Raw genomic sequence first — 21,809 nt, forward strand, 5'->3', positions numbered from 1 at the left:
CTTGACCCGAGGACCGATCTTGAATGCCCGTTTTAGATTTTGGATATTGAGAAGGTGCTTCGCTGATCTCTGCAAATGTTTAATGGGTCCTCGGGTCAAGCCCGAGGATGACGGAAAGGAAGGTGCTTATGATCCTTGAGGGCTAGGGAGCTACAATAATGTGAGAAACAAAGGAACTCACCAAAGCACTTCATAGAGATCGTCCCAATTTGGATTGATTCCTTCAATCAATTCTATCTTCCATTGCCGGTACCAGCGTTTCAAGGATTTTTCCCGCTGAATTGCATCGACAATCCGGTCATGCTCTTCGTGCCAGACCAGACGCTTGCAGCCATATTTCCATGCAAATCCGGTAGTTCTGCCTTCACGATGTCGTAAACACGCGCGACGAGATCGGACGCCACACCGATATACAGCGTTCCATATTTCTGGTTGGCAAGGATGTAGACATAGCCCGGCATGCAAGTCCTCCGCGCGTAAGACTGCACATCAAGTTCGGGCGGGTAAATTCAACGAAGGTCTAACCTCAAAACAAAAGGCCCGGAAAACCGGGCCTTTCGAAATCCATGGGTGCAGCTATCAATTGTGATAGGCAGCTTCACCATGTGAGGTGAGGTCGAGACCGATAGACTCGTTTTCGGCCGTTGGACGCAGGCCAACCAGCACGTCGACGATCTTGTAGAGGATGAACGAACCCACACCGCTCCATACGATGGTCACGGCAACTGCCTTGATCTGTACAAAGACCTGGCTGCCCATTGTTACGCCATCGGCGAAACCTGTGCCGCCAAGGGCCGCGCTGGTGAAGATACCAGTGCCGATAGCGCCGACGATACCGCCAATGCCATGCACGCCGAACACATCGAGGCTGTCATCATAACCGAGCTTCGGCTTGACCACTGCGACCATGTAGTAGCAGATCGCGCTGGCAATCGCGCCAAGGGCGATTGCGCCCACCGGTCCGATAGTACCCGCTGCTGGCGTGACTGCGACCAGACCGGCAACAATACCTGATGCTGCACCGAGCATGGATGCTGTCTTGCGAGCAAAGGCTTCAATGGCAACCCAAGCTACGATAGCACCGGCTGTTGCGGTGAAGGTATTGATCATGGCAAGCGCCGCTGTGCCATTGGCTTCGAGCGCCGAGCCGGCATTGAAACCGAACCAGCCAACCCACAGAATTGCAGCACCGATCATGGTCAGCGGCATGGAGTGCGGAGCCATCATATCGCGGCCGAGGCCAGCACGCTTGCCGATAACGATAGCACCGACCAGACCTGCAACACCCGCGTTGATGTGAACAACCGTACCGCCCGCAAAATCAAGAGCGCCCCAGCCGAAGATCAGGCCGTTTGCATCCCAGACCATATGTGCAATCGGGAAGTAAACGAAGGTAACCCAAAGCGCGACGAACAGGATGGTCGCCGAGAACTTGATACGCTCAGCAAAGGCACCGACGATAAGCGCCGGAGTGATACAAGCGAATGTCATCTGGAAGCAGATGAAAACCAATTCCGGAATCTGGACGCCATCGGTGAAGGTGGCAGCGGCAGAATCAGGGGTAACGCCGGCAAGGAAAATTTTGCCCAATCCGCCCCAATAAGGGCTGGTGCTGCCGCCAAACGCAAAAGAATAACCATAGACAACCCAGATGATCATCACGACAGCCGTGATACCTGTGCACTGCATGAGCACTGACAGAACGTTTTTGGCGCGGACAAGACCGCCATAGAACAGGGCAAGACCCGGGAGGATCATGAACAGGACGAGGATTGTGGCAACCATCATCCAGGCGGTGTCGCCCTTGTTGATTGTCGCCACGGCTGCAGCTGCAGCTTCAGGAGCGGCGGGCGCTGCTTCCTGCGCAAAAGCGGCCAGCGAGCCGAATGCGGTCAAAGCCAGCGATCCCAGAAGGGAGCTGCCTGCCGCTTTGGTTAAACTGTTTGGAATTTTCATTATGCTCTCCTTGAACCCCAATAATTTACAGCGCTTCGGTGTCGGTCTCACCCGTGCGGATACGGACGGCCTGCTCGATGCTGAGAACGAAAATCTTGCCGTCACCGATCTGGCCGGTCTTGGCGGCGGCAGTGATGGCTTCGACGGCGGTATCGACGAGATCGGATGCGACAGCGACTTCCACCTTCAGTTTGGGAAGAAAGCTGACGGCATATTCCGCGCCACGATAAATTTCGGTGTGCCCCTTTTGGCGGCCGTAACCCTTCACCTCAGTGACGGTCAGGCCCTGGATGCCGACAGCGGTGAGTGCTTCGCGCACCTCGTCCAACTTGAACGGCTTGATGATGGCCATCACAATTTTCATTGACTATACCCCTGCGCTTTGCGCGGTGCCCCTCAGATGGAATTATCTGAACTCTCAGCAACCGCGTTGAACCCATCGCCTCTGGCCATAGGCCATTGGTGACTGCTCAGGAGTATTCAAGTTCCGTGCCAGATTCGAAAAATACTTCTAATATACTGAAATCAAAAAGATATTTTTTAAGTTCGGCTTACAATATCAGTGCAATGCAGCAATATGCCTAAAATTTAGGCGATTAGCAGGTGGCGATCAGAGTTCACTCCGCACTATGCACACGAATTAGGCCTTCCTGCGCGGTAGAGGCGATTAAAGTGCCGTCACGGCTATAAAGTGCGCCACGATTAAAGCCCCTGGCGCCCGATGTACTGGGACTATCTGCGGTATAGAGCATCCAATCATCGAAACTGAAGGGCCTGTGAAACCACATGGCGTGGTCGAGGCTGGCAACCTGCAGATCCCGATCAAAAATATTACGGCCATGCGCGTAAAGCGACGTATCGAGCAGCGTCATGTCTGAAAGATAGGCAAGAACTGCTGCCTGGATCGCACGATCCTCCGGCACGGGACCGGTGGCCTTTATCCACACGCTCTGCTCAGGTGGGAGCTTATCGCGGGTCAGATAATGCCGAAGCGAAAGCGGCTTGATCTCGATGGGCCGGTCCTGCTCCCAATATTGCCGGATAATCTTGGGAGCGTTCTGGAGATATTGCTCCTTCATATCTTTGTCAGAAATGAGATTTTCCGGTTCGGGAACATCCAACGGTTTCGGCTTTTGGTGCTCGAGTCCTTCCTCCTCAATCTGGAATGAGGCTTCCAGAGAGAAGATGGCATGGCCGTGCTGGATTGCCACAACGCGCCGTGTGGTAAAGCTCGAACCATCGCGGATACGGTCTACCTCGTAGATAATCGGCACTTTGGGATCGCCCGCCCGCATGAAATAACCATGCAGGGAATGTACGTGCCGGAGCGGGTCAACGGTGCGCTGTGCCGCAACAAGCGCCTGTCCGATAACCTGGCCGCCAAAAACGCGCTGCCAGCCCACCTGGGGGCTGCGACCTCGAAACAGGTTGTGTTCAAGCGTCTCAAGGTCGAGTATGGACAGAAGCTCGGTCATAGCTGTTGACTTGGGTGCTTCGGACATGATCGGACATCTCCAGTTCGTCTGTTTCATCGCTTGCAACAGGAACAGCCCGACAAGTCAAGTATTCACCATCCGGAGGCAATCATGGACGCAACCCGCACAGACATTATTATCGCCGGAGCAGGTTATGTCGGCATGGCCACTGCTGTCGCGCTGAAGTCTTCTGCACCGCATCTCGGAGTGACCGTTATCGATGCAGCCCCCGCTGGTGTCTGGCGTAATGATACACGTGCATCGGCTATCGCGGCGGCGGCGAGCCGCATGCTGGACAAGCTTGGATGCTGGCAGAGTATCTTGCCGGAGGCTCAACCGATCAATGAGATGGTCGTGACGGACTCACGCACCGCCGATCCAGTTCGGCCCGTATTCCTGACCTTTGATGGCGAGATTGAACCGGGAGAGCCATTTGCGCATATGGTAGAAAACCGGCTTCTGAATGCTTCGCTACGAGAAAAGGCCGACAAGCTGGGCATTGTCTTTATTGAAGGCGCGCCGGTGCATGGCTTTGAGCAAGGTGATAACGGTCTGACGGTCCGCTATGGCGATGAAGAATCGTTGGTGGCGCGGCTGCTGATTGCGGCGGATGGCGTGAAATCACGCCTGCGCGATATGGCAGGCATCAAGACTGTCAATTGGGAATACGGCCAGTCCGGGATCGTGTGCACAGTCGCCCATGAGCGCCCGCACAATGGCCGCGCGGAAGAGCACTTCCTGCCTGCCGGACCCTTTGCGGTGCTGCCGCTGAAAGGCAATCGCTCGTCGTTGGTCTGGACTGAACGGACTGCGGATGCTGACCGGCTCGTCAAGGAGGATGAATTCGTATTTGATGCCGAACTCGAACAACGCTTCGGTTTGAAGCTTGGCGAATTGCGCGTGGAAGGTCCGCGCAAAGCTTTCCCGCTAAGCCTGACGCTGGCACGGGATTTCATCAAGCCCCGTTTCGCGCTTGTCGGTGATGCGGCCCATGGCATCCACCCAATTGCCGGACAGGGCCTTAATCTCGGCTTCAAGGATGCAGCAGCGCTGGCGGAAACGATCGTCGATGCGGATCGGCTCGGCCTCGATATTGGCTCTATTGCAGTGCTGGAGCGCTACCAGACATGGCGCCGTTTCGATACGGTGCAGATGGGAGTAACTACGGACGTTCTCAACCGGCTTTTCTCTAATGACAACGTGCCCATACGCGCCTTGCGTGATTTTGGTCTCGGCCTTGTCGAGCGCATGCCGCGGCTCAAGGGGTTCTTCATCCGCCAAGCCGCGGGCTTGTCACCGACCGCCCCCAAGCTGTTACAGGGGCAGTCGATTTAACATTTGCACTACAGTCGCCGCCTAAAGCGGGCGCGGATATTTCCGGTAGATCGTTTCGATTTCAGCCAGAACTTCCGGCGAAAGCTCGAGATCGGCCGCAGCTATGTCGGTCTTCAGATGATCCATTGAAGTTGCTCCGATGATCACGGAAGTCATGAATGGCCGGATGAGCGCGAAAGCAATGGCCATTTGTGCCACGTCAAGGCCGTGTTTCCGCGCCAGTTCCACATAGGCGCGCACCGCTGGCTCGGAATGCTCATTATTGCGCCAGAGCCCGCCGGTCTGGATCGCACCACGTGTACCGGCCGGAATTTTTCCATCCAGATATTTGCCAGTGAGCACACCTGAAGCGAGCGATGAATAGGCCAATAGGCCCACATCCTCATGGTGACTGAGTTCGGCAAGGTCGAGATCGAACACGCGCTGGATCAGACTGTATTCGTTCTGCACGGAGACAACACGCGGCAAGTCGCTGCGCTCCGCAAGTTTCAGCCATTGACCGATACCCCAAGCGGTTTCATTGGAAAGGCCGATCTGCCTGATCTTGCCTTCCTTGACCATATCTCCAAGGCCAAGCAGCGCATCTTCAATCTGGTCAAGAACCTCAGTCTGGTTTTGGGTATGCGGCGCGTACTTCCATGCTGTACCGAAATGATAATGGCCGCGCGCGGCGTAATGCACCTGATAAAGATCGATATAATCGGTCTGCAGTCGTTTCAGGCTGCCTTCCACCGCTTCGCGCACACTGGCACGGCTTGGCTTGTTGCCTTCACGAATCCAGCTATTGCCGCCACCCGAAATCTTTGTCGCCAGAACAAAGCGATCACGCTTACCGGTCTTCTTGAACCAGCTGCCAATATAGGACTCGGTTTTGCCATAGGTTTCGGGACTGGATGGAATCGCATAGACTTCCGCCGTATCCATGAAATTGACGCCCGCATCCAGAGCATAATCGATCTGGTTGTGCGCATCGGCTTCAGTGTTCTGTACACCCCAGGTCATGGTGCCGAGGCAGATTTCCGTGACGTCAATATCCGTCCGGCCAAGTTTCTTCAGTTTCAAGGGAAGTTTCCTATCTCGATTGATCAGTCGACCTCAAGGCCAAGCTTTTGTTTGAGCTTCTTGACACGCTGGCCGTAAGTGGGAGGAACGGTGACAGCAGCCGCAGCTTTGCCTACCATATCAATCAATTCAAGCTTTTCCATATCGTTTAACCTCTGCCGCAAAAGTGGCGCGGTCTTTTCGATGACGGTGACCGCATCATCGATCTGGCTTGAAGCCCATTTTGCATAGATCACGGCCTCATCTGCCTTGGCAGGATCGCAAATATCGATAATCGCATTCCGGACGGCTTCGTAGTGTTTTTCTGTGATCGGAGTATCTTCACAAACAATGGCGAAGATGAGCGTTGCCGCAGCAAGAACCGGATCCTCAATCGCCGTCAAAGGCGAGTGTTCATGCTGAATGCGTATCTTTCTGCGACGCAGATAGCCACGCGCCTTTCCGGCAGTATCAATGACATCACTTGCTGCGTCACCCAAGGTGCGCATACGATACCACCAGAAAAGACCGCCCCCGACAATTCCAAGCAAAGCCAGAAGAATATGCATTTACAAGATCCCGTTTGATTTTTTCGTTCTACAGGGAGGATATCCGTTTGTATATTATGCCAAGGTAGGGCCGCCATGGATTTGATACGGAACACTGATAGATATTACACGTTAACGGACGTACACCGATACATATCTCAACGAGGGAGAGATACTCATGGACAGACAAGCAACGGCAATTTGGCAGGGCGCGCTGAAAGACGGTAAAGGAACGCTGGACACGCAAAGTGGTGCCCTGAAAGCTCTTCCCTATAATTTCAAGGCGCGCTTCGAAGATGAAAGCGGCAAATCAGGCACCAACCCGGAAGAATTGCTTGCTGCTGCCCATGCCGGCTGCTTTGCCATGCAGCTTTCGCATTTTCTGGCTGAGAACGGCACACCGGCCGCCAACCTCGATGCCAAGGCAGTTGTTTCCATCAGCCCTGCAGCGGGCGGTGGCTTTGAGATCACCAAAAGCGCCTTGACGCTTGTCGGCGATGTTCCCGGCATTGACGCCGATACATTTGCAAAGCTTGCCGGTCAGGCCAAGGCAACCTGTCCGCTTTCAAAGGCACTCGGCGCGATTGAAGTAACGCTGGACGCCAAGCTGGCTTGATCTGATAAATCAAAAATTGCATAAAATTAAGAACGGGCGCTCTTGCGCCCGTTGCTATGTTAAACCCGGCGCTCCACCATCATCTTCTTGATTTCGGCAATTGCCTTGGCAGGGTTCAGACCCTTGGGGCAAGTTTGCGCGCAGTTCATGATCGTGTGGCAGCGATAAAGCCGGAAAGGATCTTCCAGATTGTCCAGGCGTTCGCCTGTTGCCTCGTCACGGCTGTCAATCAGCCAGCGATAGGCTTGCAGGAGAACCGCAGGGCCGAGATAGCGGTCGCCATTCCACCAATAGCTTGGGCAGGATGTCGAGCAGCATGCGCAAAGGATGCATTCGTAAAGACCGTCCAGCTTGGCGCGGTCTTCATGGCTTTGCAGCCATTCTTTTGCAGGCTCCGGCGAAACGGTTTTCAGCCAAGGCTCAATCGAGCGGTGTTGCGCATAGAAATTCGACAGGTCCGGCACCAGATCCTTGACCACCGGCAAGTGCGGCAAAGGATAAATCTTCACTGCGCCTTTGATCTCATCCATACCCTTGGTGCAGGCGAGTGTGTTTGTACCATCAATATTCATGGCACATGAGCCGCAAATGCCTTCACGGCAGGAGCGGCGCAAAGTTAGCGTCGGATCGATCTTGTTCTTGATCCATAACAGCCCATCAAGAACCATCGGGCCGCAATCATCCAGATCGACATAATATGTATCGATGCGCGGGTTTTCACCATCATCCGGCGACCAGCGGTAAATCCGGTATTCGCGCAAATTATTGGCACCGGCCGGACGCTCCCAGGTCTTGCCGGGCTGCATCTTCGAATTTTTGGGAAGTGCAAGTTCAACCATAATGCTCTTATTCCCTTAGTACACGCGCGCTTTTGGCGCGATCTTGGCGAGGCTGATGCCGCCGTCCTCTTCCTTGACCAGCGGATCAAGGTGGACAGGACGATAGCCGAGCGTAACTTTGCCCTCAGGCGTCAGCCATGCAAGACTGTGCTTGCGCCAGTTGACATCATCGCGGTTCGGAAAATCCTCATGCGCATGCGCGCCGCGGCTTTCCTTGCGGGCTTCCGCAGCAACAACTGTGGTCAGAGCATTGGCCATGAGGTTTTCCAGCTCCAGCGTTTCCACCAGATCGGAATTCCAGATCATCGACCTATCGGTCACCTTCACGTCAGGCAACTCGCTCCAGATTTTCTCCATGCGGATGACGCCGGACTTCAGCGAGTCCGATGTGCGGAACACAGCAGCATCTTCCTGCATTGTCCTTTGCATCTTCTCGCGCAGCACAGCCGTTGGCGTTCCGCCATTGGCATGACGCAGCCGGTCAAAGCGATCCATGATCTTCGTGACCGAGGCCTCGTTTATTTCCGGGATTTTTGAATTGCGGTCGATCACCTGACCGGCGCGAATGGCAGCGGCACGACCGAACACAACCAGATCGATCAGCGAATTGGAGCCGAGCCGATTGGCACCATGAACCGAAGCGCAACCGGCCTCGCCCACAGCCATCAGACCGGGCTGGATGCGATCCGGATTTTCCGGCGTCGGATTGAGCGCCTCTCCCCAATAATTGGTGGGAATCCCGCCCATGTTGTAATGAACCGTCGGCAGAACCGGAATGGGTTCGCGGGTCAGGTCGACACCGGCGAAAATCTTTGCCGATTCGGAAATGCCGGGCAGACGCTCGTGCAGAACCGCAGGGTCAAGATGATCCAGATGCAGGAAAATATGATCCTTGTCCTTGCCGACACCGCGACCTTCGCGAATTTCCAACGTCATGCAGCGGGAAACCACGTCGCGGGAAGCAAGATCCTTTGCGGAAGGGGCATAACGCTCCATGAAGCGCTCACCTTCGGAATTGACCAGATAGCCACCCTCGCCGCGCGCACCTTCAGTAATCAGGCAGCCGGCGCCATAAATGCCGGTCGGGTGAAACTGCACAAATTCCATGTCCTGCAAAGGCAAGCCAGCGCGGGCAACCATGCCGCCACCATCACCGGTGCAAGTATGCGCCGAGGTTGCGGAGAAATAAGAGCGGCCATAACCGCCTGTTGCCATGACCACCATCTTGGCGGCAAAGCGGTGAATTGTGCCGTCATCAAGGTTCCAAGCAACAACGCCAGTAATCGTGCCGTCTTCATCCTGAATGAGATCAAGCGCGAAATATTCGATGAAGAACTGCGCATTGTGGCGCAATGACTGGCCATAAAGCGTGTGCAGGATAGCATGACCGGTGCGGTCTGCCGCAGCGCAAGTACGCTGCACGGGCGGACCGTCGCCATAATTCATCATATGGCCGCCAAATGGACGCTGGTAAATCTTGCCTTCTTCGGTACGGGAGAAAGGCACACCATAATGCTCAAGCTCATAAACCGCAGCTGGTGCCTCGCGGGCCAGATATTCCATGGCATCGGTATCGCCGAGCCAGTCGGAACCCTTGACGGTATCGAACATATGCCACTGCCAGGAGTCTGCACCCATATTGCTGAGCGAGGCGGCAATACCGCCCTGCGCCGCAACCGTATGGGAACGGGTCGGGAATACCTTGGTAATACAGGCTGTTTTCAAGCCCTGTTCGGCCATGCCAAGCGTGGCGCGAAGACCGGCGCCGCCAGCACCGACGACAACCACATCGAACTTGTGGTCAACGAATGTGTAGGGCTTTGCGGCTTTGTTTTCTGTAGTTGCCATAATAGAGCTTAAACTCCGAAACTCAGCTTGAGGATCGCAAAGAGCGAAACAACACCGACTGCGATGGTGAAGAAGGTATTGAGCATGATGCAGGCGAGCTTTGCGCCTTCTGCATGCACATAGTCCTCAATAACGACCTGCATTCCAAGGCGCATATGGTAAAGTCCGGACAAAAGTACCAGAATGAGAACCAGCGCTGTCAGCGGATGTGAGAGTGCCGCGCGGGTTTCCTCAAAGCTTGCCCCATGCAGCGAAACAATCAGGCCGATGAAAAACAGCATCAGCGGAATGTTTGCGACTGCTGTCAGCCTTTGACGCCAGAAATGTTCGGTGCCTTCTTTCGCAGAACCCAATCCGCGAACTTTGGCAAGCGGCGTGCGCATATCAGCCATTGCTAAAGCTCCTCAACGCAGTGTGAATACGGCGACCCAGACAAGGGCCGTCAGCAGAACGGATGCAATGAGCGACGCCCATGCCATTTTGGTGGTCGTGTCTTTTTCCAGCCCGCGCCCTGTATCCCAGATCAGATGGCGGATGCCGCCAATCATGTGATGAATGAGCGCCCAGGTGTAGCCAAGAAGCACCAGAAGGCCGATCCAGGAACCATAAACCATGGAAACAATATCGAACTGCTGTTCGCTCGTCGCGGTTGCGATCAACCACCATGCAACCAGCAGTGTACCGAAATAGAGCGCACAACCGGTAATACGGTGGACAATGGACATGACCATGGTCGGAATTGGTTTATAGATTTGCAAGTGAGGCGACAAAGGCCGGTTTGCATGCAAATTTGTTTTGCTCATAGCGTCCCCAATGAGAAAAGCCACGCCGCAGGGATGACAGAAAGGCGGGCAGGGCCGAAAGGCTGTTAAAGCCAATTTAGAAGGGTTTTAATGCGGTTTTTGCACTGCGTCAAAGCCCCATTCAAAACCCTCATGCGGCGAATTGGCCCGAATAGCAAGTCAATAAGGTTTTTCTATAAAATTCAATCGTTTAAACGCGGAAAATTGACGATCCGAAGGTCAGATTTACCAATCAAAATGCCGTTAAAAATAGTTGAGTGAGTCTATCCAGATTTACCCTAGCGCGGTTGAATTCAGCGCAATATGGGCAAGTTCATCTGCGACGATAAGAGTCGCTCACAGGTTGGAGCGACTCCATCCTCTATTTGCCGACTATTGATTGCCGAAGCGGATGACGAAGCTCGTCCAGTCCGCAGGCGCTGCAACCTGCTCGTATAGCTTGCGGCCATCCTCCGGCACACGCGGCGCATTGAGGGACAGCTTGGTCCAGCCGCGCTCTTCCGCCTTATCGGCAAGCACGTCGATCAACGCCTTGGCGATACCCTTGCCGCGATGATCATGATGTACATAAATATGGTCCACCTGCCCTGCCCGCATGCCTGAAACCGGTTCCGGAAGATCATAGAAAATAACGAACCCGACCAGCTTTCTATCCAGCCGCGCACCAGCGATCTCCGCGGCACGGTCGCGCAAGAGGTTTTCAGCATAGTAATCGTCCGGGCGGCGCGGTGCGCCACGCTTCAGCGCTTGCGCGTAGCTGGCAAGCAGTGGTGAAAATTCATGCGCATCGTTCAAATGCAGCAGGGATATATCAATGGCGTGTTCGTCTGGAGCTTTCTTGGTCATTGTCGCTTCCGTCCCTTTATTACTGCCTACCGTTGCCGGGGTGCTTCAGGATTGGTTGATTGTGCCGTTCGCGTCAACCTTAACCCGGAATGAAAATCGATTTGAATCCATTCAGGCAGATGACAATCGTTAACAAATGGTTAAAGCTGATGTAACCGCCACCTGTCTTGAGGTCTGCTTCATGCTGCGCACATCACTTCTGGTCTTGTCCGTCCTGTCGGGTCTACCGGGTATCGCGTTTGCTGACGGCAATACCTATGGCGATGAATATGGCAATGTCATCATGCAGGAAGCGGGCGGTCCGAAGATCATCTTCGTCGAGTCAAGAGCGGCAAAGTCCGACGTGATCGGACGGGATGTGCGGCGCACAACACCTATCTATAAACGCGCCAGCGGACCTTCTGTTATTTACCCTGCTGCCGATCCCCTGGTCGTGGGTGTCATACCCGCCCCCAATACGAGCTGTGATGCACCAATCGTCATCAAGGGCTTGAGCTATCGCTATAGTCTGGATCGTAACGAGATCGCAATCCTCGGACATCCCGGCTGCCCCGACTGATCTAAGGACAGATTTAATTTGCCTCAAATGCGCAGCGCCTGTATGGCACCCGCACATTTGAAAGGTATTGAATATGACTCAGCGCTCCGGGGGCGCCCTCGTTCTATTTTCCGGCGGACAGGATTCCGCCACCTGTCTGGCTTGGGCACTATCGCAGTTTGACCGCGTTGAAACTGTCGGCTTCGACTATGGCCAACGCCACAAAATTGAACTTGAGGTCCGCAAAGGATTCCGTGCGGCGCTGACCAAACAATTTCCCGAATGGACGTTGCGGCTTGGCGAGGACCATATGCTCGACGCCGGCATTATCGGTCAGCTGGGCGGCTCGGCCATGACTGAGAGCATTGCCATTGAAATGGCAGAAAATGGCCTGCCCAATACATTCGTTCCGGGGCGCAATCTGCTTTTCTTTACACTGGCGGCGGCATTGGCCTATCGCCGCGGATTGCGGGTGATCGTCGGAGGCATGTGCGAAACCGATTATTCCGGCTACCCTGATTGCCGCGACGACACGCTGAAAGCCCAGCAAGTGGCTCTTTCGCTGGGGCTGGATCGCCGTATCACCATCGAAACACCCCTCATGTGGCTGGACAAGGCGCAGACATTTGCACTGGCCCAAGAACTTGGCGGCCAATCGCTGCTCGATCTGATCGTGGAGAAGAGCCATACCTGCTATCTCGGCGATAGGAGCAAGCGCCATGACTGGGGCTATGGTTGCGGCACATGTCCCGCCTGCGAGCTGCGATCAAGCGGCTGGCAAAAGTTCAAGGCGGAGGCCGCGTGACCTACGCTGTCAAGGAAATCTACCTGACTTTGCAAGGCGAAGGCAATCATACGGGCCGCGCAGCGGTATTCATGCGCTTTGCCGGATGCAATCTATGGTCTGGTCTCGAGCGGGATCGCAAAAAGGCGATCTGCCAGTTTTGCGATACGGATTTTATCGGCATTGATGGACCGGGCGGCGGCAAATTCAAAACTGCCGACGCGCTTGCCGATGCTGTTGCATCCCGCTGGCCGCAAGGTGGCGGTGGCAAGCCCTATGTGATCTGCACAGGCGGTGAGCCTCTGCTGCAACTTGATGCGCCGCTCATCGACGCATTTCATGCACGGGGCTTTGAGGTCGGGATCGAGACCAATGGCACGCTGGAAGCCCCGGGCAGCATTGACTGGATTTGCGTCTCGCCAAAAGCGGCAGCGCCGCTGGTACAGACGCGGGGCAATGAACTGAAACTGGTCTTCCCGCAAAAGGAAATTGAGGCGCATCCTTCACGTTTCGAGCAGCTTTCCTTTGAGCATTTCTACCTTCAACCTCTTGACGTCATCGGTGATCCGGCGCAAACCGCCGCGCATGTGGCATCTGCAGCGGCCTATTGCCTCGCCCACCCGCTTTGGCGGCTGAGCACGCAGACACATAAGATGAACGGTCTTCCATAGGGCAAACCCTTTCGGTGCCGTGTTTGACTTTGCGGGCGCCTGTATTGCGCCAAGGCTAATGGAGCACTTATGAGAATCTTCAACGAATTTACGTTTGAGGCGGCACATCATTTGCCGCATGTTTTTCCTGACGGGCACGTCAATACGCGCCTGCACGGACATAGTTTCCGCGTGCGTGTGACGCTCGAGGGAAAGCCTGACAAAAGGACCGGTCTTATCGCCGACCTTGGACAGGTCGAGACCGCTTTCGGCACTGCCCGGGAAAAGCTGGACCATCGCTATCTGAACGAGATCGAAGGGCTCGAAACCCCAACTCTGGAAAACATCGCCATGTGGCTGTGGCGGCATTTCTATCCTGAGTTGCCGAGCCTTGCGCAGATCGGTGTCTATCGCGATACTTGCGGCGAAGGCTGCGAATATCAGGGTGAGTATGAAACGCGGAGGGTCGCAGCATGAGCCATTATGCAGAAAGCTCAACCATGTTGGGCAAGGATGTGAAGCTGCCGCAGCATCCCGATGAGGCAATTCTGGAAGCAGTTCCCAACCCGCAGGCCGGAACATTATTCCTCACACGTTTCGCCTGCCCCGAATTCACCTCGCTTTGCCCCGTGACGGGCCAGCCGGATTTCGGTCATCTGGTTATCGATTATGCGCCGGGCGAGACATTGCTTGAGTCCAAATCACTCAAGTTGTTTTTGGGCAGTTTCCGCAATCATGGCGCGTTTCACGAAGATTGCACTGTGAGTATTGGCAAGCGCATTGTTGAAACCGTCAAGCCCTTATGGCTGCGCATTGGCGGTTACTGGTATCCGCGCGGCGGCATTCCCATTGATGTCTTTTGGCAAACAGGGCCGATGCCGGAAGGGTTGTGGTTGCCGGATCAGGGCGTGCCGAGCTATCGGGGACGGTAATTCGTTTCATAAAGCCCCGCCTCTCCGTCATCCTCCGGCTTGACCCGAGGAACTAGTTGAGGAGGGGCTTGCCCCCTAATACTCGCACAGAAGGTAAGAGTGGGTCCTCGGGTCAAGCCCGAGGATGACGGAGAGGGAAGCGATTGGATTCCAATCCTGTGCAGTAACAACCCTGCTCCCTATGGAGAGAAAGCTACGGTAGGCCTACTTCCACTCACGAATATCGACAAAATGTCCGGCAATTGCAGCGGCGGCGGCCATTGCAGGCGACACGAGATGTGTGCGGCCCTTGAAGCCCTGACGGCCTTCAAAATTGCGGTTTGATGTCGATGCGCAACGCTCACCTGGCTTCAGGCGATCATCATTCATGGCAAGGCACATGGAGCAGCCCGGCTCGCGCCAGTCAAAGCCTGCTTCCTTGAAAATCTTATCGAGACCTTCGGCTTCCGCCATTTCCTTGACCAGACCGGAACCTGGCACAATCATCGCATCCACAGTTGGGCTGACCTTGCGGCCTTCAACAACTTTGGCGACAGCGCGAAGGTCTTCGATACGACCATTGGTGCATGAACCGATGAAGACGCGATCAAGCTTGATATCAGTGATCGGAGTACCTGGCTTCAGGCCCATATAATCCAGAGCGCGCCATTTTGAGGAGCGCTTGGTTTCATCCGCAATATCGTCTGGATTTGGAACAGCACCCATGACGGAGATGACGTCTTCCGGTGATGAGCCCCAGGAAACGATGGGCGGCAAATCAGCGGCATTCAGAACAACAACCTTGTCGAAATGCGCGCCCTCATCGCTCTGCAAAGTCTTCCAATATTCCACAGCACGATCAAACTGCTCGCCTTTGGGGGCGCGCGGCTTGTCTTTCACATAGGCGAATGTCGTCTCATCAGGCGCAATCAGGCCAGCGCGTGCGCCACCCTCAATCGACATGTTGCAGATGGTCATGCGACCTTCCATCGACAATGCGCGAATGGCTTCGCCCGCATATTCGATGACATAGCCGGTGCCGCCAGCGGTGCCGATTTCGCCGATGATGGCGAGAATGATATCCTTGGCTGTCACACCCTCCGGAAGGACGCCATCAACACGCACCAGCATGTTCTTGGCTTTTGACTGAATCAGCGTTTGTGTGGCGAGCACGTGCTCGACTTCCGACGTGCCGATACCATGGGCCAATGCGCCAAACGCGCCATGGGTCGAAGTGTGGCTATCGCCACAGACAATGGTCATACCAGGCAGGGTGAAGCCCTGTTCCGGCCCGATAATATGAACGATGCCCTGACGAATGTCTTTTTCCGAATAATATTCGACGCCGAAATCCGCAGCATTTTTCGCCAATGCTTCAACCTGAATACGGCTTTCTTCATTCTTGATACCGTTGATACGATCCGGCGAGGTCGGAACATTATGATCGACCACGGCAAGCGTCTTTTCCGGATGGCGAACCTTGCGACCGGTCAAACGCAAACCTTCAAAGGCCTGCGGGCTGGTGACTTCATGCACAAGGTGGCGATCAATATAGAGAAGGCAGGTGCCGTCATCCTGACTGTCAACCAAATGGTCATCCCAGATCTTGTCATAAAGTGTGCGTGGCGCAATCATCGCGATATCCTGGCAGTGGGGTCTTTTCGATTATTTCGTGGACATATGCACTTGAGGCCTCTCAACGTCAAGAAACAAGCATGAAAAGTGACAATGCGCCGCTACCTGTCAGGTGAAATCACCGGTTGCGTTGCGCAAGACGCCGTTCAACCCATCGCAACAGCAAAGAAAGGCTGATGGTCAAGATAAGATATATATAGGCGACCACAGAATAGGTTTCAAAAAAGCGGAAAGACCCTGAGGCATAGACCTTGCCCATCTGCGTAATATCGACAACCCCGAGGACCGATACCAGCGATGAATCCTTGACCATGGCGATGAAATCATTGCCGTAAGGCGGCAAAATAGTGCGGATCGCCTGCGGCATCACAATCAGCCGGAATCGCGGAAACCGACGAAGTCCGAGCGCCTTGGCTGCTTCGATCTGGCCTGCATCGACAGCTTGAATGCCAGCGCGGAAAATCTCGGCAAGAAAGGCTGAATAGGCAAGAACGAGCGCAATGATCGCACGCCAGAGCAGGGAGAAATCCCGCACCAGCAGCGGCTCAGTGTAGCCAGCATTTTGCAATGGGTGCGTTATGAAATTCCATGCATAGACCAGGGCCGGGGCGCCGACAAAAGCGATATAGAACAACAGCACCAGCAGTGGAACACCGCGCATGATCTCCACATAAAACCGCGCGATCTGCCGGACGGCGATATATTCCGACCGGCTCATAATGGCCAAAACGAGCCCCAACACCGATGCAAGAAAGAACGCAACGATAGACACCCAGACGGTTATCCAGATGCCTTGCGCAACGGTTGAAAAAACCTGCCCGTAAAGCGGATTGATGAGAATAGCGAGGCCCAAGGCGATAGCGATCCCCGCGGCGACAATGAGCCACCACGGAAAGTCAGCCTTTTCCGCCGGGCGTGATGCGGCTTCGGGCTTCAAGAACGCATACTCACCTATTGACCAAGCTTGTAGTCGAGAAACCACTTCTTGTTCAGCGCGTCGAATGTGCCGTCAGCCTTCAATGCAGCAATGGCCGCATTAACCGGAGCGACTAGATCGGAGCCTTTTGGAAAGATAAAGCCGAAATCTTCCGCACCGAGCGGCCCGCCAATCAGCTTCAATGCACCGCCGGATGCATCCACATAGCCCTTGCCCGCGGTGCTGTCAGTCAGGACCAGATCAACATCGCCGGTTTTCAGCGCTTGAATGGTTGCGCCGAATGTTTCAAACAACTTGATACGCGAATTCTGCTCATTGCCATCGAGGACATTGTAGACGGCAACATAGAAATTACTCGTTCCCGGCTGCGCGCCAACCAGCGTATCCTTCGACTCCGAAAAGCTCTTGGCGTCGGTAAAGCGCTTCTCGTCGCTGCGGACGAGCATGAATTGTTCCGACCGCATATAGGGCTCGGAAAAATCCACCTTCTGCTTGCGCTCGTCATTGATGGTTATGCCGGTCATACCGATCTGGTATTGATTATCGGAGACAGCCTGGATCATCGCATCCCAGCTTGTATTGAGATACTCGATCTTGAAGTTGAGGCGCTTGGCGATTTCGTTCATCGCATCATATTCCCAGCCCACCGGCTTACCGGTCTTGGGATCGACGAATTGTAACGGCGGATAGGCATTCTCCGTAACCACAGTCACCTCTTTGCCGCCCAGATCAGGCAGATCAGCGGAGAAAGCGGAAATGGGAAGCATGGCCAGCGTTATCGCTGCCAGAAAAACGGCCGAAAAAATGGAACGCAAGTTCATCGGAGTCCCCTTGTCGTGAAATAGTTGGCAAACTGATTTCACCTTGTCACCGGCGCGTCAATCCCCGCAAGCATGTCTGTTTCTTCTAACGGCAGTCACGAGGAAAAAACGCTCAAAAACAAAAAGGCGGCCCAAGGACCGCCTTTTTCAAAATTCATGCATAGCGCTTATTCAGCAGCAGGTGCCTTTGCAACAGTTGCTTCAGTCACTGTTTCGGCAGTGCCTGTTGCAGGAACTGAAGTCTTGTTCTTGCGGTTGTCTTTTTTCTCGACGATACGAGCAGCCTTACCTGTAAGACCACGCAGATAGTAAAGCTTCGCACGACGTACCTTACCGCGACGAACAATATCAACACCTTCGACCAGCGGTGAAATGATCGGGAATACGCGTTCTACGCCTTCGCCATAGGAAATCTTGCGAACTGTGAAGTTCTCATTGATGCCGGCGCCATTACGGGCAATGCAAACGCCTTCATAGGCCTGCACGCGGGTACGTGTACCTTCGGTAACACGAACATTGACACGAACTGTGTCGCCTGGCTTGAAATCTGGAAGCACGCGCTTGGCTTCGATTTTTGCTCTCTGTTCGAGATCGAGCTGACGAATAATATCGACGGCCATTGTCTTATCCTTTTATTGTTCAAACAGTCAGAGCGTCCACACTTGAAAGCAGCATCCTGGCCGCGTTTCTATGTCTCGCGAGAGACAGGGGCGAATTCACCATCCATTGATTAACAGACTTCGGATTTTCCGAGTTGGCGGGCAATTACACCATAAAAGCCGCTTTGTCACCTGTTTTACCGATTCTTTTTATCCCAAAGATCCGGCCGCCGCTCGCGCGTCAGTCTTTCAGCTGCGGCCCGCCGCCATTTATCGATAGCGCCATGATTGCCGGAAAGAAGCACATCCGGAATACGGCGTCCCTCCCATTCCTGCGGTTTGGTGTAGTGCGGATGCTCCAGCAGCCCCGTTTCAAAACTTTCAGTTTCGCCGGAAAGCGCATTGCCCATGACACCGGGCAGAAGCCGTACAATCGCATCCAGCACCACGATGGCCGCTGTTTCGCCGCCCGACAGAATATAATCGCCGATGGAGACTTCTTCGAAATTCCGGCCTTCGATGAGGCGCTCATCCACGCCCTCAAAACGTCCGCAGAGCAGGATCGCCCCCGGCCCTGCCGCAAGTTCACGCACACGCGCCTGTGTCAAAGGTTTGCCGCGCGGACTCATGAACAGTTTCGGACGCTCGTCCGCCACCTGATCAACCGCACGCCCCAGTACATCGGGTTTCATCACCATGCCCGCACCGCCGCCCGCAGGCGTATCATCGACCATGCGGTGCTTGTCTGTCGCATAATCGCGTATTTGTACGGTCTCGAGCGACCATGCCCCCTCGGCCAAGGCTTTGCCTGCCAGCGAAATGCCAAGGGGTCCCGGGAACATTTCAGGGTAAAGCGTCAGGACAGTTGCGCGAAAGCCGGTCATCAGGACTTGTCTTTGCCTTCACCGCCAAGCTGACGGCGGCGCTCCTCATCCTCATTCTCATCAGGAAGAAGACCAGCGGCGGCAGGATCGACAACGATATGTCCGGCCTTGAGGTCAACCTGCGGCACAGCAGCCAATGTGAAAGGGATCAGCATGGGACGTTTGCCCGGTATGGAAAGCTCCAACAGATCGCCACCACCAAAATCAAACATGGCCGACACCTTGCCATGCCTGTTGCCATCTGCGTCGATTGCTTCCAGCCCGATCAGATCCGAGTGGTAATATTCGTCTTCGTCCAGATCCTGCGGCAGTTGCGAACGCTCAATAAACAGCGTTGTTCCATTCAGTGCCTCGGCCATATTACGGTCATTGACGCCGCGAAAACGCACGACAACGACAGTCTTGGACGGACGGATATCCAGCACTTCGAAAGCCCTGCCGGTCACATCATAAAGCGGCCCATAATCGGCAAGCGCCATGGGGTCGCCGGTAAATGTTTTTACCCTGAGTTCGCCGCGCGTTCCATGTGCCGCACCGATCACCGCCAACTGAACCGGATCATTCAACTTTGCCATTGGTCTATCCATTTAAAATCTGTTCTGCCCGAATTAGAGCAAACGCCGGATAAAACCAAGGCGAAACGTTCTCGTAAGGGTTCCTATGCCATTGTCCGCATAACAAAGCCGAGGAGCGATGCCGTGGGTGTCCAACCGAAAACCGAACAGTTTCTTATTTCCGCGCGCCCCGATCTGATCGATGCGCGCGAAAACTGGCTGAAGTCGCTCAAGAACACGCGCCGCCTCGCAACAAACACGCTTGAAGCCTATGAACGTGACACACGGCAATTTTTCCAGTTCCTGACTGGCCATCTGGGTGAGCCTCCGGCCCTGAAAGATGTTGCGACGTTGCGGATCGCCGATCTTCGCTCATTTCTGGCGCGGCGGCGCAACGATGGTGCGGGCGCACGCACGCTCGGACGCGGGCTTGCCGGTATCCGCTCCTTCCTGCGCTATCTGGAAAAGCAGGGGATGGCCAATGCAGCGGCCTCCATCGCCATGCGTGCGCCAAAACAGCCCAAATCACTGCCAAAGCCGCTAACAACAATCGACGCACGGCGCGTTGTCGAGATTGGCGGGCAGCTCAATGAAGAGCCATGGATCGCAGCCCGCAATGCCGCCGTGCTGACACTGCTCTATGGCTGTGGCCTGCGCATTTCCGAAGCGCTCGGATTGGATGGTGGAGCATTGACCGATCCCGATGCCCGCTCAATTCCCATTACCGGAAAGGGCGGCAAGACACGCATGGTTCCCCTGCTTCCGGTTGTACACCGGGCGATTGCGGAATATCGCAAGCTTTGCCCCTATGATTTGGAGGAAGGCAAGCCGCTGTTTCGCGGTGCGCGCGGCGGCGATCTGCATTCGGCCATAATCCAGCGCGATATGCAGAAAATGCGTGGAGCGCTGGGCCTGCCTGATACTGCAACGCCACATGCGCTACGCCATTCCTTTGCGACGCATTTGCTGGGTCGTGGCGGTGATCTGCGGACCATTCAGGAACTACTCGGTCATGCCAGCCTTTCAACGACACAGGTCTATACGGGCGTCGATACTGATCGCCTGATGGAAATTTACGACAAAGCGCATCCCCGCGCGTGATTGAAGCAGTTGAGACTATTGATGGACAATAATATTTCGTCTCCATTTGACCATTATGCCGATGCTTTGTTGCGGCTTTGCGCGGGATTGAGCTGGCTTCTGCTGGCATCATTTTTCGCCGTGGTTTTCAGCGCTGGCTATGCCCGCGCGGACGAAACGTGCGCGGGCAGTAATCTGATAGAGGAAATGGCCAAATCGGACCCTGCAAAACTTGAAACATTGCGCAAAGAGGCCGCCACCACACCCAATGGCCATGGGCTGCTCTGGAAAATCGAAAAGCCCGGCATCAAACCTTCCTGGCTTTACGGCACAATGCATCTGACTGATCCGCGCGTTCTGAAGCTCTCCGATGCGGCTCAAGCGGCTTATAGTGCCGCCGATCCGATTGTGATCGAAACAGATGAAATTCTGGATCCCAAAGGCATAATGAAGGTAATGGCCGAGTCGCCGGAACTGATGATGTTCACAGATGGAACGACCTTGGAAAAGGTCATCCCCGCAGACAAGCTGGATGGTGTCAAAGCCGCCCTTTCCGAACGGGGAATTCCGTTGAGCTCTGTAAACAAGATGCAACCCTGGATGCTCACAAGCATGCTTGCCCTACCCGCCTGTGAAATGGCCCGGAAAAAGCAGGGTGCCGCGTTTCTTGATATCAAGCTGGCACAGGAAGCCAAGGAAAAAGGCAAGCAGATTGCCGGACTGGAAACGATCCGCGACCAGTTGGGGGCCATGGCCTCGCTGCCTGCAAAATTTCATATTGATGGCGTAGTCGAAATGCTGGCGCTCGGTCCCAAGATGAAAGACATATTCGAGACAATGACCGTTCTTTATGTGCAGGGTGATATTGGCATGATATTTCCGCTCATGCGATCAGTGTCGCCCGACGGCACAGCCAGCGGCCAAAATTATGCGGAATTTGAAGAAAAAATGGTCAGCGCACGCAATCGAACCATGGCGGAGCGTGCAGAGCCAATAATTGCCAAAGGAAACGCATTTATAGCTGTCGGTGCTTTGCATCTTCCCGGCGAACAAGGCTTGGTATCTCTTCTCAAAGAGCAAAACTATACAGTGACAGCGCAGTAGAGCGC

General features: G+C 54.7%; 25 protein-coding genes and 1 pseudogene. 9 read left to right on the forward strand and 17 right to left on the reverse strand.

Translation table 11 applies throughout. The features are described from left to right. Positions 1-177: 177 nt before the first annotated feature. The 4 genes and pseudogenes from QFZ34_RS12210 to tesB form a co-directional block, all read right to left on the reverse strand. A pseudogene (locus QFZ34_RS12210) lies at positions 178-461 on the reverse strand (GIY-YIG nuclease family protein). Between the two features lie 118 nt (positions 462-579). Next, the gene (locus QFZ34_RS12215) at positions 580-1,956 is read right to left on the reverse strand and encodes an ammonium transporter (protein WP_115054409.1); all 1,377 of its coding nucleotides are present in this window, start codon (positions 1,954-1,956) and stop codon (positions 580-582) included. 25 nt (positions 1,957-1,981) lie between these two features. Next, complete coding sequence (locus QFZ34_RS12220) at positions 1,982-2,320, reverse strand: P-II family nitrogen regulator (RefSeq protein WP_008122182.1); 339 nt, start codon at positions 2,318-2,320, stop codon at positions 1,982-1,984. Positions 2,321-2,573: 253 nt separating this feature from the next. Further along, positions 2,574-3,458 carry an acyl-CoA thioesterase II gene (tesB, locus tag QFZ34_RS12225; RefSeq protein WP_307281260.1) on the reverse strand — a complete coding sequence of 295 codons (885 nt, stop codon included), beginning with the start codon at positions 3,456-3,458 and terminating at the stop codon, positions 2,574-2,576. Positions 3,459-3,542: 84 nt separating this feature from the next. Here tesB and QFZ34_RS12230 point away from each other — a divergent pair, with 84 nt between their 5' ends. Next, positions 3,543-4,766, forward strand: a complete 1,224-nt coding sequence (locus QFZ34_RS12230) for a ubiquinone biosynthesis hydroxylase (protein ID WP_307281262.1) — start codon at positions 3,543-3,545, stop codon at positions 4,764-4,766. A gap of 21 nt (positions 4,767-4,787) precedes the next feature. On the opposite strand, the gene QFZ34_RS12235 is transcribed toward QFZ34_RS12230, so the two are convergent. Both QFZ34_RS12235 and QFZ34_RS12240 read right to left on the reverse strand, forming a co-directional pair. Continuing rightward, entirely contained in the window at positions 4,788-5,828 is a 1,041-nt protein-coding gene (locus QFZ34_RS12235) for an aldo/keto reductase (RefSeq protein WP_307281264.1), read from the reverse strand. 23 nt (positions 5,829-5,851) lie between these two features. Continuing rightward, a complete protein-coding gene (locus QFZ34_RS12240; RefSeq protein WP_115054412.1) occupies positions 5,852-6,376 on the reverse strand; it encodes a hypothetical protein in 525 nt (174 codons plus the stop codon). A 157-nt stretch (positions 6,377-6,533) separates the two neighbouring features. Between QFZ34_RS12240 and QFZ34_RS12245 the strand changes: the two genes are divergently transcribed. Continuing rightward, entirely contained in the window at positions 6,534-6,971 is a 438-nt protein-coding gene (locus tag QFZ34_RS12245) for an OsmC family protein (protein WP_115054413.1), read from the forward strand. A gap of 59 nt (positions 6,972-7,030) precedes the next feature. On the opposite strand, the gene QFZ34_RS12250 is transcribed toward QFZ34_RS12245, so the two are convergent. The 5 genes from QFZ34_RS12250 to QFZ34_RS12270 all read right to left on the reverse strand — a co-directional run bounded on the left by QFZ34_RS12250 (position 7,031) and on the right by QFZ34_RS12270 (position 11,307). Further along, complete coding sequence (locus QFZ34_RS12250) at positions 7,031-7,810, reverse strand: succinate dehydrogenase iron-sulfur subunit (protein ID WP_115054414.1); 780 nt, start codon at positions 7,808-7,810, stop codon at positions 7,031-7,033. Positions 7,811-7,825: 15 nt separating this feature from the next. Then, on the reverse strand, positions 7,826-9,658 hold the full coding sequence (gene sdhA, locus QFZ34_RS12255; protein WP_115054415.1) for a succinate dehydrogenase flavoprotein subunit: 1,833 nt from the start codon (positions 9,656-9,658) through the stop codon (positions 7,826-7,828). Between the two features lie 8 nt (positions 9,659-9,666). Beyond that, on the reverse strand, positions 9,667-10,050 hold the full coding sequence (sdhD, locus tag QFZ34_RS12260) for a succinate dehydrogenase, hydrophobic membrane anchor protein (protein WP_115054416.1): 384 nt from the start codon (positions 10,048-10,050) through the stop codon (positions 9,667-9,669). A gap of 12 nt (positions 10,051-10,062) precedes the next feature. Next, a complete protein-coding gene (sdhC, locus tag QFZ34_RS12265; RefSeq protein ID WP_307281276.1) occupies positions 10,063-10,461 on the reverse strand; it encodes a succinate dehydrogenase, cytochrome b556 subunit in 399 nt (132 codons plus the stop codon). A gap of 372 nt (positions 10,462-10,833) precedes the next feature. After that, positions 10,834-11,307 carry a GNAT family N-acetyltransferase gene (locus QFZ34_RS12270; protein ID WP_307281279.1) on the reverse strand — a complete coding sequence of 158 codons (474 nt, stop codon included), beginning with the start codon at positions 11,305-11,307 and terminating at the stop codon, positions 10,834-10,836. Between the two features lie 136 nt (positions 11,308-11,443). Between QFZ34_RS12270 and QFZ34_RS12275 the strand changes: the two genes are divergently transcribed. The 5 genes from QFZ34_RS12275 to queF all read left to right on the forward strand — a co-directional run bounded on the left by QFZ34_RS12275 (position 11,444) and on the right by queF (position 14,211). After that, entirely contained in the window at positions 11,444-11,866 is a 423-nt protein-coding gene (locus QFZ34_RS12275; protein WP_307281282.1) for a hypothetical protein, read from the forward strand. 73 nt (positions 11,867-11,939) lie between these two features. Continuing rightward, a complete protein-coding gene (queC, locus tag QFZ34_RS12280) occupies positions 11,940-12,650 on the forward strand; it encodes a 7-cyano-7-deazaguanine synthase QueC (protein WP_307281285.1) in 711 nt (236 codons plus the stop codon). Then, positions 12,647-13,300: a 7-carboxy-7-deazaguanine synthase gene (gene queE, locus QFZ34_RS12285; protein WP_307281288.1), complete on the forward strand. Its 654-nt coding sequence runs from the start codon at positions 12,647-12,649 to the stop codon at positions 13,298-13,300. The genes queC and queE overlap by 4 nt, the downstream gene beginning before the upstream one ends. Positions 13,301-13,369: 69 nt before the next feature. After that, a complete protein-coding gene (locus QFZ34_RS12290; RefSeq protein ID WP_115054422.1) occupies positions 13,370-13,756 on the forward strand; it encodes a 6-pyruvoyl trahydropterin synthase family protein in 387 nt (128 codons plus the stop codon). A gap of 23 nt (positions 13,757-13,779) precedes the next feature. Continuing rightward, complete coding sequence (gene queF, locus QFZ34_RS12295) at positions 13,780-14,211, forward strand: preQ(1) synthase (RefSeq protein WP_370878842.1); 432 nt, start codon at positions 13,780-13,782, stop codon at positions 14,209-14,211. Between the two features lie 204 nt (positions 14,212-14,415). On the opposite strand, the gene leuC is transcribed toward queF, so the two are convergent. The 6 genes from leuC to rimM form a co-directional block, all read right to left on the reverse strand. Next, positions 14,416-15,825, reverse strand: a complete 1,410-nt coding sequence (gene leuC / locus QFZ34_RS12300; protein ID WP_115054424.1) for a 3-isopropylmalate dehydratase large subunit — start codon at positions 15,823-15,825, stop codon at positions 14,416-14,418. Between the two features lie 118 nt (positions 15,826-15,943). Beyond that, positions 15,944-16,762 (reverse strand): amino acid ABC transporter permease, encoded by an 819-nt coding sequence (locus QFZ34_RS12305; protein WP_307281292.1) that lies wholly within the window; start codon positions 16,760-16,762, stop codon positions 15,944-15,946. A gap of 14 nt (positions 16,763-16,776) precedes the next feature. After that, positions 16,777-17,529 (reverse strand): transporter substrate-binding domain-containing protein, encoded by a 753-nt coding sequence (locus tag QFZ34_RS12310; protein ID WP_370878843.1) that lies wholly within the window; start codon positions 17,527-17,529, stop codon positions 16,777-16,779. A 221-nt stretch (positions 17,530-17,750) separates the two neighbouring features. Then, positions 17,751-18,203, reverse strand: coding sequence for a 50S ribosomal protein L19 (gene rplS, locus QFZ34_RS12315; RefSeq protein WP_115054427.1), 453 nt, complete (start codon positions 18,201-18,203; stop codon positions 17,751-17,753). Positions 18,204-18,379: 176 nt separating this feature from the next. After that, on the reverse strand, positions 18,380-19,066 hold the full coding sequence (trmD, locus tag QFZ34_RS12320; RefSeq protein WP_307281298.1) for a tRNA (guanosine(37)-N1)-methyltransferase TrmD: 687 nt from the start codon (positions 19,064-19,066) through the stop codon (positions 18,380-18,382). Then, positions 19,066-19,641, reverse strand: a complete 576-nt coding sequence (gene rimM, locus QFZ34_RS12325) for a ribosome maturation factor RimM (RefSeq protein WP_307281301.1) — start codon at positions 19,639-19,641, stop codon at positions 19,066-19,068. Before rimM ends, trmD begins: the two co-directional genes overlap by 1 nt. 123 nt (positions 19,642-19,764) lie before the next feature. On the opposite strand from rimM, the gene QFZ34_RS12330 reads away from it, so the two are divergent. Next, positions 19,765-20,721, forward strand: coding sequence for a tyrosine recombinase XerC (locus QFZ34_RS12330; protein ID WP_307281304.1), 957 nt, complete (start codon positions 19,765-19,767; stop codon positions 20,719-20,721). Positions 20,722-20,742: 21 nt separating this feature from the next. Then, the gene (locus QFZ34_RS12335; RefSeq protein ID WP_307281306.1) at positions 20,743-21,804 is read left to right on the forward strand and encodes a TraB/GumN family protein; all 1,062 of its coding nucleotides are present in this window, start codon (positions 20,743-20,745) and stop codon (positions 21,802-21,804) included. The last annotated feature ends 5 nt before the right edge of the window (positions 21,805-21,809 follow it).

Origin of the sequence: Phyllobacterium ifriqiyense (assembly GCF_030817885.1) — a bacterium.
Taxonomy (GTDB): Bacteria; Pseudomonadota; Alphaproteobacteria; order Rhizobiales; family Rhizobiaceae; genus Phyllobacterium; species Phyllobacterium ifriqiyense.

Excerpts from the sequence above, each read along its gene's own strand:
- QFZ34_RS12270 (WP_307281279.1), bottom strand. The coding sequence starts at position 11,307 with ATGACCAAGAAAGCTCCAGACGAACACGCCATTGATATATCCCTGCTG.
- QFZ34_RS12240 (WP_115054412.1), bottom strand. The coding sequence starts at position 6,376 with ATGCATATTCTTCTGGCTTTGCTTGGAATTGTCGGGGGCGGTCTTTTC.
- queC (WP_307281285.1), top strand. The coding sequence starts at position 11,940 with ATGACTCAGCGCTCCGGGGGCGCCCTCGTTCTATTTTCCGGCGGACAG.
- queF (WP_370878842.1), top strand. The coding sequence starts at position 13,780 with ATGTTGGGCAAGGATGTGAAGCTGCCGCAGCATCCCGATGAGGCAATT.
- rimM (WP_307281301.1), bottom strand. The coding sequence starts at position 19,641 with ATGGCAAAGTTGAATGATCCGGTTCAGTTGGCGGTGATCGGTGCGGCA.
- leuC (WP_115054424.1), bottom strand. The coding sequence starts at position 15,825 with ATGATTGCGCCACGCACACTTTATGACAAGATCTGGGATGACCATTTG.
- QFZ34_RS12250 (WP_115054414.1), bottom strand. The coding sequence starts at position 7,810 with ATGGTTGAACTTGCACTTCCCAAAAATTCGAAGATGCAGCCCGGCAAG.
- sdhC (WP_307281276.1), bottom strand. The coding sequence starts at position 10,461 with ATGAGCAAAACAAATTTGCATGCAAACCGGCCTTTGTCGCCTCACTTG.
- tesB (WP_307281260.1), bottom strand. The coding sequence starts at position 3,458 with ATGTCCGAAGCACCCAAGTCAACAGCTATGACCGAGCTTCTGTCCATA.
- QFZ34_RS12245 (WP_115054413.1), top strand. The coding sequence starts at position 6,534 with ATGGACAGACAAGCAACGGCAATTTGGCAGGGCGCGCTGAAAGACGGT.
- sdhD (WP_115054416.1), bottom strand. The coding sequence starts at position 10,050 with ATGGCTGATATGCGCACGCCGCTTGCCAAAGTTCGCGGATTGGGTTCT.
- QFZ34_RS12215 (WP_115054409.1), bottom strand. The coding sequence starts at position 1,956 with ATGAAAATTCCAAACAGTTTAACCAAAGCGGCAGGCAGCTCCCTTCTG.
- QFZ34_RS12220 (WP_008122182.1), bottom strand. The coding sequence starts at position 2,320 with ATGAAAATTGTGATGGCCATCATCAAGCCGTTCAAGTTGGACGAGGTG.
- trmD (WP_307281298.1), bottom strand. The coding sequence starts at position 19,066 with ATGACCGGCTTTCGCGCAACTGTCCTGACGCTTTACCCTGAAATGTTC.
- QFZ34_RS12275 (WP_307281282.1), top strand. The coding sequence starts at position 11,444 with ATGGTTAAAGCTGATGTAACCGCCACCTGTCTTGAGGTCTGCTTCATG.
- QFZ34_RS12230 (WP_307281262.1), top strand. The coding sequence starts at position 3,543 with ATGGACGCAACCCGCACAGACATTATTATCGCCGGAGCAGGTTATGTC.
- QFZ34_RS12335 (WP_307281306.1), top strand. The coding sequence starts at position 20,743 with ATGGACAATAATATTTCGTCTCCATTTGACCATTATGCCGATGCTTTG.
- sdhA (WP_115054415.1), bottom strand. The coding sequence starts at position 9,658 with ATGGCAACTACAGAAAACAAAGCCGCAAAGCCCTACACATTCGTTGAC.
- QFZ34_RS12310 (WP_370878843.1), bottom strand. The coding sequence starts at position 17,529 with ATGCTTCCCATTTCCGCTTTCTCCGCTGATCTGCCTGATCTGGGCGGC.
- QFZ34_RS12290 (WP_115054422.1), top strand. The coding sequence starts at position 13,370 with ATGAGAATCTTCAACGAATTTACGTTTGAGGCGGCACATCATTTGCCG.
- rplS (WP_115054427.1), bottom strand. The coding sequence starts at position 18,203 with ATGGCCGTCGATATTATTCGTCAGCTCGATCTCGAACAGAGAGCAAAA.